The 20,013-nt window shown below is 64.5% G+C and carries 16 protein-coding genes; 3 read left to right on the forward strand and 13 right to left on the reverse strand.

From position 1 onward, the window contains the following. Positions 1 to 132 precede the first annotated feature (132 nt). Together ACVNHC_RS02840 and ACVNHC_RS02845 are read left to right on the forward strand one after the other, a co-directional pair. Complete coding sequence (locus tag ACVNHC_RS02840; protein ID WP_050472108.1) at positions 133 to 963, forward strand: universal stress protein; 831 nt, start codon at positions 133 to 135, stop codon at positions 961 to 963. Between the two features lie 520 nt (positions 964 to 1,483). Beyond that, the gene (locus ACVNHC_RS02845; RefSeq protein ID WP_457166380.1) at positions 1,484 to 4,210 is read left to right on the forward strand and encodes a bifunctional acetate--CoA ligase family protein/GNAT family N-acetyltransferase; all 2,727 of its coding nucleotides are present in this window, start codon (positions 1,484 to 1,486) and stop codon (positions 4,208 to 4,210) included. Between the two features lie 91 nt (positions 4,211 to 4,301). Here ACVNHC_RS02845 and ACVNHC_RS02850 read toward each other — a convergent pair whose 3' ends face one another. The 5 genes from ACVNHC_RS02850 to cysG form a co-directional block, all read right to left on the reverse strand. After that, complete coding sequence (locus ACVNHC_RS02850; protein WP_457166381.1) at positions 4,302 to 4,862, reverse strand: DUF934 domain-containing protein; 561 nt, start codon at positions 4,860 to 4,862, stop codon at positions 4,302 to 4,304. A gap of 57 nt (positions 4,863 to 4,919) precedes the next feature. Continuing rightward, a complete protein-coding gene (locus ACVNHC_RS02855; protein WP_058897922.1) occupies positions 4,920 to 5,666 on the reverse strand; it encodes a phosphoadenylyl-sulfate reductase in 747 nt (248 codons plus the stop codon). Beyond that, entirely contained in the window at positions 5,653 to 7,311 is a 1,659-nt protein-coding gene (locus tag ACVNHC_RS02860) for a nitrite/sulfite reductase (RefSeq protein WP_457166382.1), read from the reverse strand. The genes ACVNHC_RS02855 and ACVNHC_RS02860 overlap by 14 nt, the downstream gene beginning before the upstream one ends. Positions 7,312 to 7,412: 101 nt before the next feature. Continuing rightward, positions 7,413 to 7,703: a DUF2849 domain-containing protein gene (locus ACVNHC_RS02865; protein WP_374630237.1), complete on the reverse strand. Its 291-nt coding sequence runs from the start codon at positions 7,701 to 7,703 to the stop codon at positions 7,413 to 7,415. Between the two features lie 60 nt (positions 7,704 to 7,763). Further along, on the reverse strand, positions 7,764 to 9,230 hold the full coding sequence (gene cysG, locus ACVNHC_RS02870) for a siroheme synthase CysG (protein ID WP_457166383.1): 1,467 nt from the start codon (positions 9,228 to 9,230) through the stop codon (positions 7,764 to 7,766). 310 nt (positions 9,231 to 9,540) lie between these two features. Between cysG and ACVNHC_RS02875 the strand changes: the two genes are divergently transcribed. After that, positions 9,541 to 11,472 (forward strand): alpha/beta hydrolase domain-containing protein, encoded by a 1,932-nt coding sequence (locus ACVNHC_RS02875; protein ID WP_457166384.1) that lies wholly within the window; start codon positions 9,541 to 9,543, stop codon positions 11,470 to 11,472. Positions 11,473 to 11,541: 69 nt separating this feature from the next. Here the strand turns inward: ACVNHC_RS02875 and ACVNHC_RS02880 are convergent, their stop codons facing one another. From ACVNHC_RS02880 to ACVNHC_RS02915, 8 genes are all read right to left on the reverse strand, one after another. Beyond that, on the reverse strand, positions 11,542 to 12,294 hold the full coding sequence (locus ACVNHC_RS02880) for an SDR family oxidoreductase (RefSeq protein ID WP_094462405.1): 753 nt from the start codon (positions 12,292 to 12,294) through the stop codon (positions 11,542 to 11,544). Positions 12,295 to 12,335: 41 nt separating this feature from the next. Continuing rightward, entirely contained in the window at positions 12,336 to 13,808 is a 1,473-nt protein-coding gene (locus tag ACVNHC_RS02885) for an aldehyde dehydrogenase family protein (protein WP_094462406.1), read from the reverse strand. A 113-nt stretch (positions 13,809 to 13,921) separates the two neighbouring features. After that, positions 13,922 to 14,542, reverse strand: a complete 621-nt coding sequence (locus ACVNHC_RS02890; RefSeq protein ID WP_457166385.1) for an NUDIX domain-containing protein — start codon at positions 14,540 to 14,542, stop codon at positions 13,922 to 13,924. 300 nt (positions 14,543 to 14,842) lie between these two features. Then, entirely contained in the window at positions 14,843 to 16,006 is a 1,164-nt protein-coding gene (locus ACVNHC_RS02895; RefSeq protein WP_457166386.1) for an iron-containing alcohol dehydrogenase, read from the reverse strand. Positions 16,007 to 16,267: 261 nt separating this feature from the next. Continuing rightward, entirely contained in the window at positions 16,268 to 17,656 is a 1,389-nt protein-coding gene (locus ACVNHC_RS02900; protein ID WP_457166387.1) for an aldehyde dehydrogenase family protein, read from the reverse strand. A gap of 37 nt (positions 17,657 to 17,693) precedes the next feature. Continuing rightward, positions 17,694 to 18,110, reverse strand: a complete 417-nt coding sequence (locus tag ACVNHC_RS02905) for a type II toxin-antitoxin system VapC family toxin (protein WP_019963315.1) — start codon at positions 18,108 to 18,110, stop codon at positions 17,694 to 17,696. Continuing rightward, on the reverse strand, positions 18,103 to 18,492 hold the full coding sequence (locus tag ACVNHC_RS02910; RefSeq protein WP_058897944.1) for a DUF7662 domain-containing protein: 390 nt from the start codon (positions 18,490 to 18,492) through the stop codon (positions 18,103 to 18,105). Before ACVNHC_RS02910 ends, ACVNHC_RS02905 begins: the two co-directional genes overlap by 8 nt. Positions 18,493 to 18,581: 89 nt before the next feature. Continuing rightward, positions 18,582 to 19,949, reverse strand: coding sequence for a glutamine synthetase family protein (locus tag ACVNHC_RS02915; RefSeq protein ID WP_457166489.1), 1,368 nt, complete (start codon positions 19,947 to 19,949; stop codon positions 18,582 to 18,584). Positions 19,950 to 20,013: the final 64 nt, after the last annotated feature.

A 20,013-nucleotide genomic window follows, 5' to 3' on the forward strand; every position in this document is an offset into this window, starting at 1 on the left:
CATTTTGGGGCAGCAACACCTGACCAGGCGTTGACAAGACCGGAATTGACCCGTGTCAATGTCCGGTCATGCTTGCCGGCCTAGCTTGTGAGCTGAAGGGCTCATGAGGGGCCAAGCGACGGGAGACTTGAAATGGCTTTGAGAGACATTCTGATGGTGACCGATCTGTCGGGCGAACAGCAGGCCGTGAAATACGGCATCGAGCTTGCTGCCCGCTGCGACGCCCATGCGACCGGCCTTGCCCTTTCCTATGAACCCGTGGTGCCGGCTTTTGCCGCAGCGCCCGTTCCGGTCGACTTCATCGAGCAGAGCCGCCAGCACGCGCTCGCCGCTGCCCAGAAGTCTCTGGAAACCTTCAACGAGCTGGCCCGCCTTGGCGGGGTGAAGTCGGAAGGCCGGCTGGCCGAAGTCATCACCGGCGGCCCGATGGAACCGGTGCTGCGCCACTGCCGCCTGACGGACCTGATCGTCGTCGGCCAGGACAACCCGGACCAGCCGGAACCCATGCGCGAACTGCTGATCGAAACGGCCCTGTTTGAAAGCGGCGTGCCGGTGCTGATAATCCCCTACATCGGCGCCCCGGCACCGAAATTCGAAAATGTGCTGGTTGCCTGGGATGGCAGCTCCACCGCCACCCGCGCCGTTCAAGCGGCCCTGCCGATCCTCGCGCTCGCCAAGAAGGTGACCGTGCTGATCATCAACAAGGGCTCGAAGATGGCCGGTGAGCCGGGCGCCGACATGGCCACGTATCTGGCCCGCCACGGTCTCAACGTCACCGTGGACGTGATCACCAACACCCAGACCACCGTCGCCGAAACGCTGCTCAACTATGTCAGCGACAACGGCAAGGATCTGGTGGTGATGGGCGGCTACGGCCACAGCCGCGTGCGCGAATTCCTCTTCGGCGGCGCCACCCGCGACATCCTCGCCGCCATGACCGTGCCGGTGCTGATGGCGCATTGAGGGGGCGGGGGCCTCTGGCTGAAGGGCTTCCGCTTGACCGCAGCCCCCTCTCCCCCTTTGAGGAATACCGGATTCACACATCAAGTTCGGACATCATCCGCAATGATGTAGTTGCTGTCCGGCAAGAGATCTCCGCCCCCCCTCCCCCTCGTGGGGAGGGGTAAGGGGTGGGGGGCTCTGAGCCTGCAAGGATTTGAAAAGTGGACCTTTTCCTGGAGAGACATCAGGAGGGGAGCTGTCTGTGATCAATGGATACCCTGCCAGACGGAGAGGCTTTCCCCCCACCCCCTTGCCCCTCCCCACGAGGGGGAGGGGAGCTGAACCGCTGTGCCGGAGTGGCCAGATTGCAGGCTTTCCTCAAGCCGCCTCCGGCTTCAAGCACGACGCGTGCATGCAATAGCTCAAGTGGAAGCGGAACTGAAAGGCCGTGCCTGCGCCGGGCCCTGTTGACTGTTGAGGCTGCACCCGGCACCCTTCGGCCGCGCAGCCCGATCACACGTCCTGCCGGAGTGTTCAGACCATGACCATCCGTAATCTGGAAGGCCTCTTCGCACCCGGCAGTCTTGCCATCTACGGGCCCAATGCCCAGGCCGCCGGATTGCCCGGCCTGATCATCAGCCGCTTGCAGGCCTCAGGCTTCCGGGGCCGGACCGCGCTGATCAATCTAGAAGCCCCGGATGAGGCCGACAGCTGGCCCATGTTTGCCAGCATTGCAGACCTGACATTCACGCCGGACCTGCTGATCTATCTCGGACCAGCAGAAGCAGCCCCGGCCACGATCGCCGAAGCGGCGGCGCGCGGGATAAAGGCCGTGGCGCTGCAGTCGGCAGGCTATGAATCCTGGCCCGACGCAACGGTTTCCGCCGCCATGCAGGCAGCCCGGAGCCATGCGGTACGCCTCATCGGCCCCGGCAGCCTCGGCGTTGCCGCCCCTCACTCCGGGCTCAATCTTCTGGCCACCCGCGAGGCGCCGCAAGCCGGGGACCTGGCGCTGATCGCCCGCTCCGGTGCCGTGGTCAACAGCATCCTGTCCTGGGCCTCGTCCCGCAAGATCGGCTTTTCCGGGGTTGCTTCGCTCGGCCAGCGCAGCGACGTGGATGGCGGCGATCTGATCGACTATTTCGCCTCCGACTACCGCACCCGCGCCATCCTGCTCCATGTCGAAGCGGTGTCCAATCCGCGCAAGTTTCTCTCGGCCGCAAGGGCTGCGGCGCGCAGCAAGCCGATCATCCTCATCCGCTCGGGGCGCAGCCGTGATGCGGCGGCCAGCGGCAACACCCATGCGGGGCGGCTGACGCGCGCCGATGCGGTTTATGAAAGCGCCCTGCGCCGCGCCGGCATCCTGCGCATTGCCGACCTTGACGAGTTGTTCGAAGCGGTCGAAACCCTGACCCGTTTGAAAGTGCCGAAATGCCAGAGGCTCGGCGTCATCGCCAATGGCCGCAGCCTTGCGACTCTTGCCGCTGACAAGCTGCAGGACGGGCGGGCGGAACTGGCCGAACTGGACGGCGAAACCCTGGCCAGCCTGCAGCCGCTGATCCGTCCGGGCACCCAGCCCGGCAACCCGCTGACCCTGCCCGAAGGCGCCGCGCCCGAGGCCGTGGAACAGGCGGTCACCGCCATGCTGGCAAGCACGGCGGTGGACGGCGTTCTGGTTCTGGCGGCGCCCAACCCCTTTGTGCCGGGGGAGGATGTGGCCCGCGCCATTGCCAATGCCGCCGACAAGGACAAGCGCCGCCTTGGCCGCCGCAAGGCCGTGGTCGCCGCCATGGTGGGCGAAGATCCGCTGCCGCGTGCCGCCCTCGATTTCGCCCGTGTGCCGGTCTATGGCAGTCCGGCCGAAGCCGTGCGCAGCATCCTCTACCTGAAGCGCAGCGCCGAGGCGCAGGAGGCCCTGATGGCTGCCCCGCCGAGCCTGCCGTCCGACTTCTCGCCCGATGTGGAGGACGCCCGCGCCATCGTCACCGCCGCCCTGAAGGAAGGCCGCAGCATGCTGGACCCGGCGGAAACGGCGGCCCTGCTCTTTGCCTACCGGGTGCCGATGATCGAAACCCATCTCGCCCGCACCATCGATCAGGTGCGGCAGATGGCGGGCAGCCTGCTGGAGCGCTACCCCGCCTGCGTGGTCAAGGCCTGGTCCACTGCCCTGCCCTTCAAGTCCGATATTGACGGCGTGCGCCTTGGCATCGAAAGCGCCGATGCCGCGGCGCAATCGGCACAGGAACTGATTGATCTGGTCGCCCGCACCCATCCCAAGGCGCGGATCGAGGGCTTCACCCTGCAGCCGATGCTGGAGGCCAAGCATGGGCTGGAGCTGTTTGCAGGGCTTGGCGATGATCCTTCCTTCGGGCCGGTGATCGCCTTCGGACAGGGCGGAACGTCCGTGGAAGTCTCCGGTGATGTGTCGCTGGAACTGCCACCGCTGGATCTCAATCTTGCCAACCAGCTCATCCGCCGCACCCGCGTATCGCGCCTGTTCCAGGCGTTCCGCGGGCATCCTGAGCGGGACATGCAGGCCGTCGCCCTCACCCTGATGAAGCTGTCGCAGATCACCATCGACGTGCCGCAGGTGCGGGAGCTGGATATCAATCCGCTGGTTGCCCTGCCGCAGGGCGTGCTGGCGCTGGATGCGCGCATCGTGGTGGGTGAAGCGCCGGTGAAGGCCGGACGCACAGGCTCCTCCCGTCTTGCCATCGCGCCCTATCCGCAGGAGTGGGAACAGACGCTGACGCTTAGAGAGGGCGAGAAGGTTTTCGTCCGCCCCGTCCGCCCGGAAGACGAGGATCTGTTCCGCGCCTTCTTCGAGCAGGTGTCACCGGAAGACCTGCGCCTGCGTTTCTTTGCGCCGGTGAAGGACTTCGACCACCGCTTCCTGTCGCGGCTGACCCAGCTTGACTATGCCCGTGCCATGGCGCTGGCGGCGATTGATCCGGAGACGGGTGATCTTCTCGGCGTCGTGCGCCTGCATGCGGACCCGGACCACAAGACCGGCGAATATGCCGTGATGGTGCGCTCGGACCTGAAGGGCCGGGGACTTGGCTGGGCGCTGATGAAGCTGATCATCCGCTATGCGGAGGTGGATGGCATCGACACCATCAAGGGCGAGGTGCTGAAGGAAAACACCAGCATGCTGACCATGTGCGAAGACCTCGGCTTCACCATGTCCACCTCCCCCGACGACCCCGCCATCGCCCTCGTCACCCTCTCCGTCAAATCGGCAGCGGCCACGATGGATAGGCCGGGGTGAGGGATGGCGAAACCTCAATATGGTCATCCCGGATCGCGCGAGGCGCGTCCGGGATGACATCGGAGAGGTTGGGATGCGGGGCTGAAAGCCCTCACTCCACCACAGCGCCCGTGGTGAGTTTGCGCTCGCTGTTGGGGCGGCGGGCCCAGGGGCGGGTGCCGGCGGGGATTTCGGTGACGGTGCCGACCGGTTGCAGGTAGTGGGTCACTTCCGGCCAGATGCCTGCCTTGAGCGCGGCTTCCACATGCGGCTTGGTGATCTCGAAGCTGGAGACGCCGCAGCGGAGCATCAGGGGGATCTGGTCGAGGATGAAGTCGCCGATGGCGCGGATGTCGCCCTCGTATCCCATCTGCTCGCGCAGAATGCGGGCGGAGGAAAAGCCCCGGCCATCGCTGAACTTGGGGAACTCCACGGCAATGCGCGGCAGGCGCGCGGCGAAGGGCGCCAGCGCCTCAACGTCATCACCCGGGCTCACCAGAACGGCGATATCACCGGCCTGCGCCAGAAAGGCATCGGGACCGGCCAGAAAGCGCGCCTGCGGCACCAGCAGCTTCACGCCCTCCGCAAAGGGATGGGCCGGCAGCCCGGCGTCCTTGTCGAGGCGTTCCCAGCTTTCCTGCGTGAAGCCGCCGTTGGCGTAGATCGAGGTCATCAATTGCGTCCTTCGCAAAATTCATCAGGCATCCGGTTCCGGCAGCCTCATCAAGCCTTACAGGCCGGAGGAGCCGAGAGACAGGTGAATGCCGCATTCGGTCTTGTCCATGCCGCGCCAGCGGCCCGAGCGCGGGTCCTCGCCCGGCGCCACCTTGCTGGTGCAGGGCAGGCAGCCGATGGAAGGGTACCCCTCGGCCACCAGCGGATGCGGCGGCAGATCATGTTCCTTGGCATAGGCCAGAATATCCGAAGCCGTCCAGCTGGCCAGCGGATTGACCTTCACCCGGCCCTCTTCCACCTCGAACACCGGCAGCGCGGCACGGGTGCTGCTCTGAAAGCGCTTGCGCCCGGAAATCCAGGCATCAAAGCCCTTCAGCGCGGTGGCCAGGGGCACGACCTTGCGGGCATGGCAGCAGGCATCCGTATCTACCATCCACAGCATGCCGCCGGGATCTGCCGCCGACAATGCCTCGGGATCCGGGCGGACATCAAGCACGCCGGTGAGGCCAAGCCGGTCCACCAGCAGGTCGCGGTAGCGCAGGGTCTGCGGGAAATGCTTGCCCGTGTCGACGAAGATTACCGGCGCTGACGGATCGATCTCCGACACCATGTGCAACAGCACAGCCGAATCCGCGCCGAAGCTGGAGACAAGCGCAATGCGCCCCGCATAGTGATTGCGGATGGCATCGCGCAGGATCGTCTGCGGGCTCTCGCCTTCATACTGCCGGGCAAAAGCCAGCGCTTCCGCGCCAAGCCCCAGCTCCGGATCGAAGGCGAGGCCGCTCAACTCAGTCAGTGCCATAGAGGGCCTCCTTGAACGGATCTTCGCCAACGCGGCGGTAGACCTCCAGGAAGGTCTCCTGCGGTGACTGGCGCAGGCCGAGATAGGCATCCACCAGCGTCTCGATGGCATCGACCACCTCTTCCGAGGAGAAGCCGCGGCCGATGATCTCGCCGATGGACGAGCTCTCGTTGGCCGAGCCGCCGAGGGTGATCTGGTAGAACTCCTCGCCCTTCTTTTCGAGGCCGAGAATGCCGATGTGGCCCACATGGTGATGGCCGCAGGCGTTGATGCAGCCGGAGATCTTGATCTTCAGCTCGCCAATCTCGCTCTGCCGCTCCGGCGCGCCGAAACGCTCCGAGATACGCTGCGCCACCGGGATGGAGCGGGCCGTCGCCAGCGCGCAGTAATCCATGCCCGGGCAGGCGATGATGTCGGTGATGAGCCCGGCATTGCCTTCGGCCAGGCCGTTCTTCACCAGCACGTCGAAGATTTCCGGCAGATCATCCAGCGCCACATGCGGCAGGATGACGTTCTGCTCGTGGCTGATGCGGATCTCGTCAAAGGCATAGGCCTCGGCAAGGTTCGCCACCACATCCATCTGCGCGTCCGTCGCATCACCCGGAATGCCGCCAATCGGCTTCATGGAGATGGTGATGCTGGTGTAGCCCGGCACCCGGTGCGGGTTGAGATTGTGCGCAACAAAGCGTGCGAAGGCAGCATCGCCCGCCACGCGGGCTTCCACCTTGGCGCTGACCGCGCTGCGCGGCTCCAGGGCCGGAGGGGCGAAGTAGGTTTCGATGCGGCGCACTTCCTCATCCGGCAGGCGCAGCACGCCATAACGGATCTTCTCGAACTCCGCCTCGATATCGGCCTTCAGCTCTTCAAGGCCGGTCTCGTGCACGAGGATCTTGATACGCGCCTTGTACTTGTTGTCGCGGCGGCCATAGAGATTGTAAACGCGCAGGATCGCTTCCGAATAGGCCAGCAGATCCTCTTCGGGCAGGAAGTCGCGCACCTTGCGGCCGATCATCGGCGTGCGGCCCAGCCCGCCGCCGACGAAGACGGTGAAGCCGGTCTCACCCTTATCGTTGCGGGTCAGCTGCAGGCCGATGTCATGCACCTGCACCGCCGCACGGTCATGCGGGGCGCCGGTGATGGCCACCTTGAACTTGCGCGGCAGGAACGAGAACTCCGGATGGAGCGACGACCACTGGCGCAGGATCTCCGCATAGGGGCGCGGATCGGCAATCTCGTCGGCGGCTGCACCGGCGAAATGATCGGCCGTGACATTGCGGATGCAGTTGCCGGAGGTCTGGATGGCGTGCATCTCCACTTCCGCCAGCTCTTCCAGAATGCGCGGCGTGTCCTTCAGGCTCGGCCAGTTGAACTGGATGTTCTGGCGCGTGGTGAAGTGGCCATAGCCCTTGTCATAGGTGCGGGCGATGTGAGCCAGCCGGCGCATCTGGCGGCTGTTGAGCGTGCCATAGGGAATGGCGACGCGCAGCATGTAGGCGTGAAGCTGCAGATACAGCCCGTTCATCAGGCGCAGCGGCTTGAACTCGTCTTCGGTCAGCTCGCCGGACAGGCGGCGGCGCACCTGATCGGCAAACTGTGCGGTGCGCTCCTTGACGAAAGCCTGATCAAATTCATCGTAGCGGTACATGTTGCGTCTCCAGGGCGGCAGCCGGGCTGCGCCGAAAATCTGTCATCTGGCGGGGCGGATGCCGGTGCACCGGCCCCTTAACTCTAGTCAGGCCGTTCTATTCAGGCGCGGGCCTGCTTGCCGAGGGCGGGATGGGTGGTGGGGCCGGCGGCGCGGATCTTCTCGCGCAGACGCTCCGGCACCCGCTTGCCGTCCTCGTCCTTGATCTCGATGTCGTAAGGGTCAACGATCTCGCGCGAGGCGACCGACTTTGCAGCCAGTGCCAGCGCCTCGGCCACCGCGTCCTTGCCCTCGAGCAGACGCGCCTCGCCGATCAGCTCGACCCAGGCGCCGTTGTCGCCCTGAAACACGACCTCGCCGTCGATCAGACGGTTGGCGGTGATCACCTTCATGCCTCTCTCCTCATCAGGCGCGGGAGGGCCCGCTGCCTGCAAAATTCCGGCAGGCCCGCGTCAGGCCGCCTTGATCGCTTCTGCCGCCGCCGCAATCGGCTCGGCCTTTTCCATCACGCCATGGCCCACGGCCTCGCCGATCACCATCAGCACGGCGCCATTCACATCCTTGCGCCCGGCAAGCTGCGGCAGGTCGGCCAGCGTTCCGGCGAACTGCCGCTCGTCCGGATGGGCGGCGTTCTCGATGATCGCAACCGGCGTCGTGGGCTTCAGCCCTGCCGCCATCAGCCGCACCGACACGGCCGCCGCCACGCTGCGTCCCATATAGACCGCAACGGTGGAGCCGCGCAGGGCAAGATTGGCCCAGTCTGGCAGGGTTTCGCTTTCGGCATTGTGTCCTGTCGCAAACACCAGCGTGGATGCAACACCGCGCAGGGTCAGCGGAATCTGAGCAGAGGCCGCCGCCGCAAAGGCTGCCGTCACGCCCGGCACCACCTCGAAGCCGATCCCGGCCTCGCGCAGCGCTGCCATTTCCTCGCCCGCACGGCCGAACACCAGCGGATCACCCGCCTTCAGCCGCACCACCTTGTGCCCGGCTTCAGCCAGTTGCACCAGCACCTTGTTGATTTCGCCCTGCGGCACCGAATGGGCACCCTTGCGCTTGCCGACGGAAATGCGCTGCGCATCGCGGCGGCCCATGGCAACCACCGGGTCCGGCACAAGCGCATCATGCACGATCACATCCGCTTCCTGCAGCAGCCGCTGGGCGCGCAGGGTCAGAAGATCCTCAGCGCCGGGGCCAGCACCCACGAGCCAGACAAAACCCCGGTCATCCGTGGCGCTGTTCAGCAGGCGCTGCGCCTCGGCACGGGCGGCATCGGCGCGCCCAGCGTAAAGATTGGTGGCGACGGAACCGGAAAAGAACCGCGCCCAGAACCGGCGGCGCAGCGCGCCATCGGTCAGCACCTTCGCTGCCGTGTCGCGCAGGCTTTCGGCAAGGCGGGCCAGATCCCCCGTGGCACGCGGCAGCATGCCTTCGATGCGGGCGCGAATGTGGCGCGCCAGCACCGGGCCGACACCCGTGGAGGTGATGGCAACGGCAATCGGCGCACGGTTGACCAGTGCGCCCGTGTAGAAATCGCAAAGCTCCGGCTTGTCCACCGCATTGGCCGGCACGCCGAGAATGCGCGCCGCCTGCACCACGGCACGGTCCAGCGCCTCGTCCTCGCGGGCGGAAAACACCAGCGCAGCGCCGTTGAGATGGCGCGGGCGGAAATCCTCCGCCACATGGGTGGCCCCCACCGTCTCCATCACCTCGGCCAGTTCCGGCTCGATGTGGGCGGAAACGACCTCGATCAGCGCATTGGTCTCGCCCAGCAGCCGCACCTTGGCCGCCGCCTCGCCGCCATGACCAACCACGACAACGCGCCGGTCCGCGACCTTGTGAAAGGCCGGGAACACGTCGAGGCGCCGGTGGCGCTTGTTCTCGCGGGGCTCGCCGCCGGATGCTGACCCGGTACCGGACATGAAGGCACTCCTGCATCAATGATGACACGCACAATAACGGTTGCAGGGCGATTATGCCGGGCATCGTTTTTCAAAGCTTGAAAAGGGGGAGAAAAAGAATCCTCAGTTCGCAGGTTCCACGAACAAGATCGCTTCCTCTCCTCCGGAACAGGCCGCCCGGCGCCACCGCCCGCCACCCGCGTCCGGGCGTCTCAGGCTCAGTTCCAACGCCTGCGCCGGAGTCTTGTATGCAAGATTATTGACTCTGTGCGCAAAAATGCCTCACGATCATGCACGCTTGACAGTCTCAAGCGGCATGGGAGGAAAAATCATGAGAGGAAAACATGCTCTGCCGGCGGTTCTCCTGGCGGCAACAGTGCTGCCGGGCACCGCAGACGCCCGCGTGACCGGGTTCCAGATCCAGTCGGCCAGCCCCGCCTTCGAGGGCGCTGCTTTCGCAGATACGGGCACCTATGAGCGGATCGACGCCATCGCCACCATCGCGGTTGACCCGGATGCACCGGCCAATGCCGGAATTGCCGATCTGGACAAGGCGCCCCGCAATGCCAGGGGGGAAGTGGAATTCACCACCGAGGTCTTCATTCTGCGCCCGGCCGATGCGGCCAAGCAATCACCTGTCCTGTTCTATGAAGTGCCCAACCGGGGGCGGAACCTGAGTTTCACGCTGCTCAACCGTTCGGCAGGAACTGGCGTGCCCGCCAAGGCCGAAGATGCCGGAGACGGCTTTCTCATGAACCGGGGCAGCACGGTGGTCTGGAGCGGCTGGCAGTTCGACGCGCCGGAGGCAGGCATCAACATCACCCTGCCGAAGCTGCCAGGCGTCACGGGCATGTCCCGTGAGCAGATGATCTTCGACAAGCCGGGCGAAACGGGAAAGATCCCCCTCACCTATCCGGCCGCAGACCTTGATCCGTCGAAAGCGAGGCTGACGGTCCGCGCCACTGCGGATGATGCGCCTGCCGCCCCGGAAGGTCTCACCTTCAAATATGTCAGCAACACCGAGATCGAGATCACCCGCCCTGCCGGACTGGATTCCGGGGCGATCTATGATTTCGTTTATCCGGCCGAGGGCGCCGTGCCCGCAGGCCTTGCCCTTGCCGCCACACGGGACGTGGTCTCCTTCCTGCGCGGCAATGACGGCCATGACGCAGAGACCCCGCTCAACGGCATCAAATATACGGTCGGCATGGGCATTTCGCAGTCCGGCCGCTTTCTCCGCGACTTCATCTATCAGGGCTTCAACGCCGATGAAGGCGGGCAGCAAGTCTTCGACGGGGCGATGGCGCATATCGCAGGCTCCCGCAAGAGCTACACCAACTACCGCTTTGCCCAGCCCGGCCGTTACTCCCGCCAGCATGAGGACCATGATTATCCGGGCGACCAGTTTCCCTTCACCTATGCCCTTACGACCGATCCGCTGACAAACAGACGGGAAAGCATTCTGAGTGCCTGTACCGCAAGCAATACCTGTCCGAAGATCATGCACACGGACACCTCGACGGAGTTCTGGCAGGGACGGGCCTATCTGGTGTCAGCTTCGCCCGAAGGGGAGACGCTGACGATGCCTGACAATGTCAGGCTCTATTTCCTCGCCGGTGTGCCCCATTTCAACGGCTGGGGCCTCAAGCCGGAGATGAGCCAGACCTGCACCCACCCCACGAACCCGCTGAGTGCGGCACCGGTCATGCGGGCGCTTTATGCCGCGATGGAGGACTGGGTGGCGGAAGACAAAGCGCCGCCTGCAAGCCGCTATCCCACATTCTCAGAGGAAACTCTGGTCAAGGTGGAAGATCTGAAGCTGCCGGTCATTGGCGGTACGGCAGCCCAGCCGAAGTTCAACACGCTGCGGGTGATGGACCATTCCGTGCAGCCACCGGCTCGGGGCGCTGCCTATGCCGAATATGTCCCTCCGGTTGACAAGGACGGCATTCCTCTGGGTGGCATCCGCTTGCCCGTCATTGCTGCCCCGCTCGGCACCTATATGGGCTGGAACCTGCGCGCAAAGGACTTTGCCGAAGGTCAGCTGTGCAGCCTGGCCGGAAGCTACCAGCCTTTCCCGGCAAAGGCCGATGCCAATGACAGCCGCGATCCAATCGAGGCACGCTACAAGGACCAGCAGGCCTATCTGGATGCCGTGAAAGCAGCTGCCGATGGTCTGATCGCCGAAGGCCTCATGCTGCCGGAAGATACGGATTACGTACTCGAAAGCGCCAAAACAGACGCGAGCGCTGTCTGGAACTGAAGACCGCCACTCCTGAAAACAGAACCGGCGGCCGTCTGGCCGCCGGTTCCTTTTTGAAGGCCTGTATCCTCAGATGCAGCGGCCGCCGTCGACTTCGAGGGCGACGCCGGTGATGAACTCGGCGTCGTCAGAGGCGAGCCACAGGGCCGCGTTGGCGATGTCCTGCGGGGTGGAGAGGCGGCCGAGCGGGATGGAGGCGCGGAACTGGGCGCGCTTTTCCGGCGTGTCCTCACCCATGAAAAGATGCAGCATGCCGGTCTCGCCAGCCACCGGGCAGAGAGCGTTGACGCGGATCTTCGCCGGGGCCAGTTCCACCGCCATGGATTTGGTGGCCGTGATGGCCCAGCCCTTGGAGGCATTGTACCAAGTGAGGCCCGGACGCGGCCGCAGGCCTGCGGTGGAGGCGGTGTTGATGATGACACCGCCGCCCTGCGCTTCCATCACAGGTACGACAGCAAGGGCCGCCAGATAGATGGCCTTGGCGTTCACATCGAAAATGCGGTCGAAGGTTTCCTCATCGACGCCCAGCATGGAGCCGTTGCGGTGGGAATAGCCGGCGTTGTTGACGAGGATATCGAGCCGCCCGAAATGCCCGGTGGCCGCTGTCACCATCGCCTCCACATCGGCCCGCACCGTCACGTCTGCCGTCACCGCAATGGCGGCCTCGCCGATTTCCGAGGCCACACGCGCCGCCGCTTCGCCGTTGAGATCGGCGACGATGACCTTCGCCCCCTCGCTGGCAAAGAGCTTGGCCATGCCCTCGCCAAAGCCGGAGCCTGCGCCCGTGATGACTGCCACCTTGCCCTTGAGCCGGTCTGCCATGAATTCCTCCCTGAATTGCTGACGTATTGGGGTGTGCTGCGTCAGCCGTGGCGCAGCACCAGTGTCTTGGTTGCCGAGAAATCGTAGAGCGCCTCAAAGCCCTTCTCGCGGCCATGGCCGGACTTCTTGAAGCCGCCGAAGGGCAGTTCAATGCCGCCGCCCGCGCCATAGGCGTTGACGAAGACCTGACCTGCGCGCACGGCCTTGGCCACGCGCACCGCCCGCTGGGCGTCCCGCGTCCACACGCCTGCCACCAGGCCGAACTCGGTGCCATTGGCAATGCGCAGCGCCTCTTCCTCATCGCGGAAGGGAATGAGCGACAGAACGGGGCCGAAGATTTCCTCACGCGCGATCAGGTGATCGGCAGGTACCGGACCAAAGACGCGGGCAGGCACGAAATGGCCTTCGCTGGAGGCATCCGGCGCAATCGCCCCTTCCGCAATCAGCGGAATGCCATCGGCCAGCGCCCGGTCCACGAAGGACTGCACGCGCCGCAGCTGGCCCGCATTGATCAGCGGCCCAAGATCAAGATCGGCGCTGTGCGGGCCGGACACGAGGGTGCGGATGCGGGCGCGCAGGCCCTCCACCACCGCATCCCAGATGCCCTTGTGCACCAGCACGCGGCTGCCGGCCGAACAGGTCTGGCCGCAGTTCTGGATGATGGCATTGACGATGACCGGCAGCGCCGCGCCGAGGTCGGCATCGTCAAAGACGATCTGCGGCGACTTGCCACCCAGTTCCAGCGTGCAGCCGATGTGGTTCTTGGCCGCTGCGGTCTGGATCATCACCCCCACTTCCGGCGAGCCGGTGAAGGTGAGGTAATCGAGCCCCGGATGGTTGGAGAGGGCAGCCCCGGCCTCGGAGCCCAGCCCCGGAACCACGTTGAAGACACCCGCCGGAAAGCCTGCTTCCAGCGCCAGTTCGGCGACGCGCAGCACGCTGAGACAGGCGTCTTCCGCCGGCTTCAGCACCAGCGTGTTGCCCATGGCCAGCGCTGCACCGGCGACACGGCCCATGATCTGTGCCGGATAGTTCCAGGGGATGATGCCGCCGACAACGCCATGCGGCTCGCGCAGGGTCATGGCCAGAAAGCCGTCAGCCGTGGGGATCGTATCCCCCATCACCTTGTCTGCCGCTCCGCCGTAGAATTCGAAGTAGCGGGCCAGCGCGGTGATATCCGCCTTGCCCTGCTTCAGCGGCTTGCCGGCATCAAGGCTTTCCAGCGCGGCAAGCTCGTCATGATGTTCAGTGACCAGCGCCGACAGCTTCATAAGCAGCCGGCCACGGTCTGCCGCCGTCAGCTTCGGCCAGGGGCCAGTCTCGAAGGCCTTGCGGGCGGCGGCGACAGCCCGGCCGACTTCCGCCGCATCGCAGCGCGGGATGAGGGCGATGACCTTGCCATCCGAGGGGCACAGGCTTTCAAACACCTGCCCGTCCGGCGTGAACACCCGCTCACCATCGATGATGGCCGCCGGCTTCAGAACGCCTTCTGCCGCAATGGTCCGTAATGGCATGACTTCCTCCCTGCTCGCGGAACTGACAGGCTGCGCCGCGCTTTCCGGCCCGCCGTCCTCCCGTCCGCGCGTTACATGATTTGCACGCTAACGGATGAAAAACGCCGGTGCAATCAATCCGCGCCGGAAAAGAGTTCCGGCTCCGTCAGCATCAGATGCTGCAACAGGATCAAGGCCTTGGCATCACGTATTGCGCCCTGCTGCCACAGCTTGGCCGCCTGCACACAGGTAAGCTCATGGACGGTGATATCCTCACCCTCCTCCACCAGACCGCCGCCGCGCTGGCGTTCAGTCCCGGTGTAGTCACAGAGGAAATGATCCACCCGGCTGCCCAGAATGCCGGGGCTGGAATAGCTGGAACAGGCCAGTTTCAGCGCCTGCGCCTCGACGCCGAACTCTTCCATCAGCTCGCGCCTTGCCCCGTCCAGCACGTCCTCGCCCTCCTCTAGGCGGCCCGCGCAAACCTCCCAGGGGAACGGGTCGTCCTGATCGGCCATCACCGGCACCCGCAGCTGGCGGCAGAGCAGCAGGCATTTGCGCGTGCGGTCCACCGGCAGGATGGCCACCACATTGCGGCCATAGCGCACCACCTCACGCACGATGGTCTGCTGCCCGCCATCGCTGCGGTCCTGATCCACGGTGATCTCCTCCACCGTGCACCGACCCTCATAGACCATCCGGCGGGCGCGCACGGAAATGCGCTTGCGGCGGGCGGCATCATCTTCGCTATTCATGAGATTTCCTGACGGAGTGATTGAGACTGGACGGGAAGCCTAGCCGATATAAGAGCGCTGCGCACCGGGCCGCTGCACCTGCTGCCTCTCCATCGTCATCCCCGCCAAGCGAAACGCAAGCGGGGACCGGTGAGCCGGGGTGCAAATTGGTTGACGGAACCAGAACCTTAAAGCCTTGGCTCACCGGTACCGGATCTCCGCTTCGCTGCGTCCGGTATGACGAAGGAGGGGTTTAAACACAAAAGGCGCAGCCCTCACGGGCCGCGCCTTCCGTCAGTTCAGATCATCTTCGCCCGCAGATCACAGCTCGCCGGAGAGGGCTGCATCGAAGATGGCAAGGGCGGCGTCGCGGGTGAGTTCGACCGGGTTGCCGCCTGCTGTCGGGTCAACGATGGCCATGTCCGCGATCAGGTCACGCTTGGCGCCATCGACACCGAGGCCGCCGATGGTGTGGGGCACGCCGAGATCGGCGCGCATCTTCAGGATATGCTCCAGGAAGCCGTCGAAGCCGCCCTTGATCCCGCAGAACCCGGCCAGACGCTCGATCTTGGCCTCGATGGCGGAACGGTTGAACTTCAGCACATAGGGCATGAAGACCGCATTGGTCATGCCATGGTGCGTGTCATAAAGCGCGCCGACCGGATGGGACAGGGCGTGGATGGCGCCAAGGCCCTTCTGGAAGGCCACCGCGCCCATGGCACCGGCGCTCATCATGTGGCCGCGTGCCACCAGATCCTGCCCATTGGCAGCAACCAGCGGCAGGTTTTCCAGCGCAAGGCGGGCACCTTCCACGGCGATGCCTTCCGACATCGGGTGATAGAAGGGCGAGCACAGGGCCTCAAGGCAATGGGCCAGTGCGTCCATACCGGTGCCGACGGTGATCATGCGCGGCATGCCGGTGGTCAGTTCCGGATCGCAGAGGACGTAAGCAGGCAGCATCTTCGGGTGGAAGATCACCTTCTTGGTGTGGGTCTCCTCATTGGTGACCACACCGGCGCGGCCGACTTCCGAGCCCGTACCGGCAGTGGTGGGCACGGCGACGATCGGGGCAATGCCGGCCGGATCGGCGCGGGTGTACCAGTCGCCAATATCCTCGAAGTCCCAGATCGGACGGGTCTGGCCCGACATGAAGGCAATCAGCTTGCCCGCATCAAGGCCCGAGCCGCCGCCCACGGCGATGACGCCATCGTGGCCGCCTGCCTTGTAGGCGGCAACGCCTGCGGAAATGTTGCTGTCGACCGGGTTGGGCTTCACGTCCGAGAAGACGGCAGCCTCGATACCATCGGCCTTGAGCAGGTCGAGCATGGCAGCGGTCATCGGCAGCTTGGCAAGGCCGGGGTCGGTGACCAGCAGCGGGCGCTTCATGCCCGCAAGCTTCACGACGGCGGCCAGCTCCTTGATGCGCCCGGCACCAAAGCGCACGGCAGTCGGATAGGACCAGTTGACAGAGGGAACGGTGGTCATGGTTCAGGCTTTCAGATTGAAGGTCTCGAAATCAGTCCGCAGAACGTCCCCCTCCCCCTTGAGGGGAGGGGTTAGGGGTGGGGGTATCGGCCTTCCGGTTCAACCGGAAAGCCATTTCTGCTGCGGCGCTGATACCCCCCTCTGTCTGCTTACGCAGACATCTCCCCCTCAAGGGGGGAGAGGGGCGCTGCGGCAAGATCGAAGGCATCTGCAACACTGCGTACCTTCACATCATTGTCCAGCCAGCGCCGCAAATCCGGTTCAGTGCTCCTTGCGCAGATGGAAGGACTTGGGCCGCGTCAGGTTGGCGAAGCCCACCTGCGACAGGGCGGCGCCCTTGCCGGTGTCCTTCACGCCGGTCCAGACAAGGCCGGGGTCCACATAGTCGCAGCGGTTCATGAAGACAGTGCCGGTGTCGATCTCGCCGCCGATCCGCTCGGCCGCGTCGAGGTCTTCCGTCCAGATCGAGGCGGTGAGGCCATAGGGGCTGTCATTCATCAGCTGGATGGCTTCCGCATCGTCCTTCACCTTCATGATGCCGACGACCGGGCCGAAGCTCTCCTCACGCATCACCGACATCTGGTGATTGACATTGGTCAGCACCTGCGGGGCGAGGTAGGGCGTTCCGGCCTTGTCCATCGGGAAGGCGGACGTGTCGATATGGGCCTTGGCGCCCTTGCGCAGCGCCTCTTCCGTCTGCTCGCGCACCCAGGTGGCAAAACGCGTCTGCGCCATGGGGCCGATGGTGGTTTCCGCATCGAGCGGATTGCCGAGCTTGTACTGCTTGGTCAGGTCGACAAAACCGTCCACGAAGGCGTCATAGCGGCTCTCATGCACATAGATGCGCTCGATGCCGCAGCAGCACTGGCCGGAGTTGAAGAAGGCGCCATCCACCAGATTGGCGACGGCATAGTCGAGGTCGGCATCGGCCATGACATAGGCCGGGTCCTTGCCGCCCAGCTCCAGCCCCATGGTGGCAAAGGTGCCGGCCAGGGCCTTTTCAATGGCCTTGCCGCCTGCAACCGAGCCAGTGAAGTTGACATGATCGACAAGACCGGAGCCGAGCAGCCTTTCCGTGCCCTCGTGGGTCATGACGATGTTCTGGAACACGCCCTCCGGCAGTCCGGCCTTCTTGAAGGCCTCGGCAAAGCGCTCGCCCACCAGCAGGGTCTGGGCGGCGTGCTTCAGCAGCACCACATTGCCTGCCATCAGTGCCGGGAAGATGGTGTTTCCGGCCGTCAGGAACGGATAGTTCCACGGCGCAATGACCATGACGAGGCCCAGCGGCTCCATCTTGAGGTAGCGCTTGAAACCGGGGCGCTCCGGCGGAACGATATTGGCCAGTGCATCCTTGGCGATGCTGGCCATGTAGCGGGCGCGCTCTTCCACGCCACCCTTCTCGCCGCCGAAACGCACCGGGCGGCCCATCTGCCAGGCCAGTTCCGGCACGATTTCCTCATTCATCGCCAGCAGCGCCTCAAGTGCCTTCAGGCACAGGCCGATGCGCGTTTCCAGCGGCGTTGCCGCCCAGCCCGGCTGTGCTGCCTTCGCCGCCGTGACCGCCCGGTCAACCGCCGCGGCGTCTGCAGCAGCCCTTTCGGCGTAAACCGATCCATCGACCGGCGATATCAGCTTGATTGTTTCGGTCATGTTCTTCTTCCAGTTGGCAAAAGCCGTTGTGCCCGCATCAGCAGGCAAGTGTCCTGACATGGCCCGCCTCGCCATAAGCGAGGATGGCACGATCCCGTGTGACGATGGTGAGATCGTGTTCACGGGCTGTTGCAATCAGAATTCTGTCCATCGGGTCGTTGTGAACCGGCTCCGGCAGATAGGAGGAGGCGATCAGAATGCCCGCCGTCACCTCTTCCACCTGAATGCCTGCCACATCGACAAATTCCTCAAACCAGCGCAGCGGCGGCTTGGTCGATGCCAGCCGCCCCTTGGCCACAAGCACACCAAGCTCCCACGCCGACATGACAGACAGGCGAAGGGGATGCTTCGCCGTATCCACCGCGCCAATGGCCTTCATCGCCGCATCAGAGACCGGAGCCCCCTGCGACAGCCAGATCATGGCGCATGTGTCGAGCAGCAGCGGCTCAGACATCCTCGTAGACCTTCCCCCACCCCCCGTCGGCAGGCTGCACGAGATCGTCCTCCGACAGGACCGTCAGCGTTCCCTTCATGCAGCCGAAGATGCTGGCCGCCGGACGGACCGCCTTCACTGTCTGCACGGTTTGATCCTTATGCGCCTTGCGGAAAGTCAGCCTTTCCGCCGCCAGATCCACATTGGCCGTCACATAGCCGGCATCGAGCCATGCTTTTGTAATAACACTGTTGCTTGGGTTGTTGCTCCACCAGGCCCGGTGCTTGCGCGCCGAGGCCGGCAGGCTGCCGTCGATCAACCTTTCGATTTCCGAAAAGGTCATCGAGAGAGTCTCGAACTTTCCGGACTTCAAATAGGTTCCAAGCGGATCATACTTGTGCATCGCCAAGCTCCTTCGCACGCTGTGCATCATCTGTCACAATCGTACGGGAAAACAACACACTCATCAACAGTGCATATAATGTACCTATTTCAGCACCTCTCAAACCCGCGGGCCAGTTCGTAATCCGTGACAACGCGGTCGAATTCCTCCTGCTCCCATTCCCCGGCGCGGGCGTAATGCTCGACAACGCCGTCACCGAAAGCCTCGCGCAGCATCTTCGACTTGCGCAGGGTCTCCGTCGCATCGCGCAGGGTGCGGGGGATCTGCTTGGCCTTCTGCGCCTGATAGATGTCGCCGGTCATCGGCGGGGCAAGTTCCAGCTTTTCCTCGATGCCGCGAATACCGGCCGCGATCTGGGCTGCAAGGGCCAGATAGGGGTTGAGGTCCGAGCCGCCAATACGGCATTCCACGCGCACGCCCTTCGAGCCCTCGCCACAGAGGCGGAAGCCAGCCGTACGGTTGTCGATGGACCAGACCGTGCGGGTGGGCGCAAAAGTGCCGCGCTGAAAGCGCTTGTAGCTGTTCACATAGGGCGCCAGGAAATAGGTGTAGTCGCCCGCATATTTGATGAGGCCCGCCATGTAGTGCTTCATCAGCGCCGACATGCCGAGGCTGTCTGCAGCATCGAAGAAGGCGGGCTTGCCGTCCAGCGTCCACAGCGACTGGTGGATATGGGCAGATGAGCCCGTGCGGTCCTTGTGCCACTTGGGCAGGAAGGTGACGCCGTGCCCCTTCTGCCAGGCGATCTCCTTCACCGCATGTTTGGCGATGGTGTGATAGTCGGCGCAGAGCATGGCGGGCGCGTAGCGGATGTTCAGCTCCTCCTGCCCGGCCTCGGCCTCGCCCTTGGTGTTTTCCACCGGGATGCCCGCATTGTAGAGATGGTTGCGCACCGGGCGCATCACATGCTCTTCCTTGGTGGTGGCGAGGATGTGGTAATCCTCGTTATAGGCGGAGATCGGCTCCAGATCGCGGAAGCCGGACTTGCGGATCTCGTCGAAGCTCTTCTCGAACAGGAAGAACTCCAGCTCCGTCGCCATCATCGCCTGAAAGCCCATGTCCTTCAGCCGGGCCACCTGCCCCTTCAGCAGGGCGCGGGGCGAATGCGGCACGTTGGCGTGGGTGTGGTGATCCTGCACGTCGCACAGCACCATCACCGTGCCCTCCAGCCAGCCGAGGCGGCGGATGGTGGACAGGTCCGGTTTCATCACATAGTCGCCATAGCCGCGCGACCAGCTGGTCGAGGCATAGCCTTCGACCGTGTACATTTCGAGATCCGTTGCCAGCAGATAGTTGCAGCAATGGGTCTCGTCATAGGCGCTGTCGATGAAGTGGCGCGCGTGGAAGCGCTTGCCCATCAGGCGGCCCTGCATGTCGATGATACAGGCCAGAACCGTGTCGACCGTACCTTCCTGAACGGCCTGTTTCAGGGCGTCGAATGTCATGTTGGCAGCCATCTGGATGATCGTTCCGTTCATTCTTGAAAGTGACCGGGCGGCGCAGCCTCCCGCGCCGCCGTTG

This window comes from Pannonibacter sp. Q-1, from assembly GCF_054073275.1.